This window comes from Clostridium sp. HV4-5-A1G (assembly GCF_900184915.1).
Classification (GTDB): domain Bacteria; phylum Bacillota; class Clostridia; order Clostridiales; family Clostridiaceae; genus Clostridium_B; species Clostridium_B aromativorans.
In genome coordinates this window covers 1-3,057 of sequence record NZ_FXYI02000270.1, presented here as the reverse complement: position 1 = coordinate 3,057, position 3,057 = coordinate 1, and the positions used below count along the sequence as shown (strand labels likewise).

2 protein-coding genes and 1 pseudogene are annotated in these 3,057 nt (G+C 30.1%); 2 read left to right on the top strand and 1 reads right to left on the bottom strand.

Annotation, left to right across the window (positions count from 1 at the left end; all coding sequences use genetic code 11):
* Positions 1–38 precede the first annotated feature (38 nt).
* On the bottom strand, positions 39–1,391 hold the full coding sequence (locus J5G60_RS17530; RefSeq protein WP_268253789.1) for an 8-oxoguanine deaminase: 1,353 nt from the start codon (positions 1,389–1,391) through the stop codon (positions 39–41).
* Between the two features lie 271 nt (positions 1,392–1,662).
* On the opposite strand from J5G60_RS17530, the gene J5G60_RS17525 reads away from it, so the two are divergent.
* The gene (locus tag J5G60_RS17525; RefSeq protein WP_150358469.1) at positions 1,663–2,661 is read left to right on the top strand and encodes a DnaD domain protein; all 999 of its coding nucleotides are present in this window, start codon (positions 1,663–1,665) and stop codon (positions 2,659–2,661) included.
* Positions 2,654–3,057, top strand: a pseudogene (locus tag J5G60_RS17520) (ATP-binding protein); the annotation flags it as partial. The gene J5G60_RS17525 and the pseudogene J5G60_RS17520, both read left to right, overlap by 8 nt.

Genomic DNA, 3,057 nt, shown 5'->3' with positions numbered 1-3,057 from the left:
ATTAAATATTATAATAATATACTTACTTTGTCAATATTCTAAGACTGTTTTTTCAACATATGAATTGCAATTTTATTAGCCTCTCTAAAAACCTTATCACAGTCAATTGTCAGAATTTTTCCATCCATTGATACAACTTCCCCATTCACTATAGTCATTTTAGTAAAACAACTGTTACCAAGACACACCAAAGATATCAATGGATCATGACAACCAGCATATTCAATTTTGTTCAGATCAAATAGTATAATATCAGCTGCTTTTCCCACAGCCAATCTTCCTGTATCCGCTCTTCCCAGTACATCAGCTCCTCCTCTAGTAGCAATTTTCAATATGTCGTATGCACTCAACCCATAATTACCATATTTCAAATGATTTAATAAATATGCTCTTTTTACTTCCTCCCACATATTGGAACCATCGTTACTTGCACTTCCATCTACTGCAATGCTCAATTTTCCTGATGCTTTTACAATATCAGTAGTTCTGCAAATCCCACTTCCCAATTTCATATTTGAAGATGGACAATGAGCTATACCAGTTCCCTTTAAATTGCTGATTTCTCTATCATTTAAATATATACCATGTGCAAACCACACGTCTGAGCCAATCCATCCAATATCTTCCATGAGCTCAAAGGGTCTTCTCCCGTATTTTTCAATACAGAATCTTTCTTCATCCTTGGTTTCAGCTAAATGAGTATGCATCATAACTCCCAGTTGTCTCGCCAATTTTCTCGTCTCTATCATTAAATCTTTAGTCACAGAAAATGGAGAACATGGTGCAAACGCTATTCTAATCATAGAAAAGTCCTTTGGATCATGATATTCATCAACTAACCTATTACAATCTTCTAATATTTTATCCTCTTTTTGAATAACACTTATAGGAGGCAGCCCTCCTTTATCTTTTCCCAAAGACATTGAACCCCGGGTGGCATGAAATCTAATTCCTATTTTACGTGATGCTTCTATTTCCATATCAATTAAATTCTCAGGCTGATCAAATGGAAAAACATAATGCTGATCTGAAGTCAAAGTACATCCTGTTCTTAAAAGTTCGCTGAATCCTACCATGGCACCATAATAAACTGCTTCTGGGTTTATATTCTTCCAATAACTATAGAGCTTTGTAAGCCAGGGAAAAAGTGGCTGCTCTTGTACTTCCTTAATTCCCCTAAACAAACTTTGATATAAATGATGATGAGTATTTACAAAGCCCGGAAGTGCCACAAGTCCTGTGCAATTTATTTCTTCACATTCATGATCTGGTAAAATATTTCTCCCCATTTTTATAATTTTAGATCCTTCAATAAGAATGTCGCAATTTGTAAACACATTATCTTTATCATCGAAAGTATACACAGTACTGATATTTTTAAGAATTATCATTTTTATTTTCTCCCCTGATCCATTATAATAAAACCTTTACATATAGATAAAATATACATTCTGAATTCAGTATTATTAACAATTAGTTAAGAAAAATCTGAATATTAAATTAACTAATCAATCTAATTTTAGCATGATAATTAACCTTTGTCAATATACAGTAATTTCCACAATAGCTATCCATTTCATTGTTATACTTTTCTTATTTTGATATAATGATTTATTATAGTAGCTTTTTAAAAATGGAATTTATAAGAGGCAGGTAAAAAATATGAGTACTTTTGTATTTAAAACTAATGAAACAAACTATACACCTGTAAGCAATATCTTTATAGATAAATTTATGCCTAAGGCCCGGGGAGAATTTGTCAAAGTATATCTCCTGGGACTAAAATATTGCAAATCTGGTGAATTAGGTGTCAGCTCTCAAGTTATGGCAAGTGCTTTACATCTTTTAGAAACTGATGTATTAAACGCCTGGAATTATTGGAATGACGAAAATGTTATTAAAATGATTCCTATTGACAACATGGGAAATTACAATATAGATTTTCTAGATTTAGCCGATAGAAAAACAGAAAATGAAAATAGCATAAATTTATTAGAAGAACTAAGTAAAGATTCTATAAAAGATATGCTGGAAGATATAGAAAAATCCACGGGAAGACCTCTATCTTCAGAAGAAATGACTATGTATATAAGCTGGATAAATGACCTCAATTTTTCCCCTGAAGTTATACTTCTCCTAGTTCAATACTGTACATCAAAGGGTAAAACAAACAGCAGATATATAGAAAAAACTGCTCTATCCTGGTTTGATGCAAAGATAAAGAATGTAAATGATGCTCAGATTTTTATAAAAAACCGTGAAGATAGATGGATTAAAATAAGAAAAATTCTAAATTATCTTGGTATAAAAGACGGAGAAATAATGAAGCCACAGGAAGAAATGCTTTCAAAATGGATTGAAAGCTATAATTTTTCTCTAGAAATAATATTCAAAGCTTGTAATATATGTTTTGAGAGAATAAATAAAGCTGATTTTAAATATATTGACGGAATATTGACCAGTTGGAATAAAGATAAAATTAGAACTTTAGAAGATATTGAAAAAAAAGATGTAAAAAAAACACCTCATAATAACTTTAGAAATAGCAATAAAAATATTGGAAATAGAAATTCTAAAAGTACTTTCAATAATTTTAAACAGAGAAATTATGATTTTGACGATCTGGAAAAAAAATTGTTAGGATGGGATAAAAATGATTAAGAGCTACCATTCACAAATAATTAAAATGTATGAAAAAATAAGAGAAGAAGATGAAAAATCTTTGAACATACGAAAAGAAGAAATCAGGAGAAAACTTCCTGAGATAATTGACATACAAAGATCTATAGGAAAGCTCAGTCTAGAATTGTCAATAAATATATTAAATAACGTCGAAAACAAAGATAAATATTTAAAAGAGTTAAAAGAAAAAATTACAGATTTGAGAATTAGGAAATCTGAACTCTTGGCAATTAATAATTATCCTGTAGATTATCTCGAAATACATTATCAATGTCCTAAATGTAAAGACACTGGATTTATAGGCCACCAAAAATGCAGCTGTTATAAACAGAAACTTATCAAATTATACTATAATAATTCTGATTTAATAAATAT

What these genes read in the sequence shown, in the direction of transcription:
- J5G60_RS17530 (WP_268253789.1), bottom strand. Translation starts at nt 1,391, where the DNA reads ATGATAATTCTTAAAAATATCAGTACTGTGTATACTTTCGATGATAAA.
- J5G60_RS17525 (WP_150358469.1), top strand. Translation starts at nt 1,663, where the DNA reads ATGAGTACTTTTGTATTTAAAACTAATGAAACAAACTATACACCTGTA.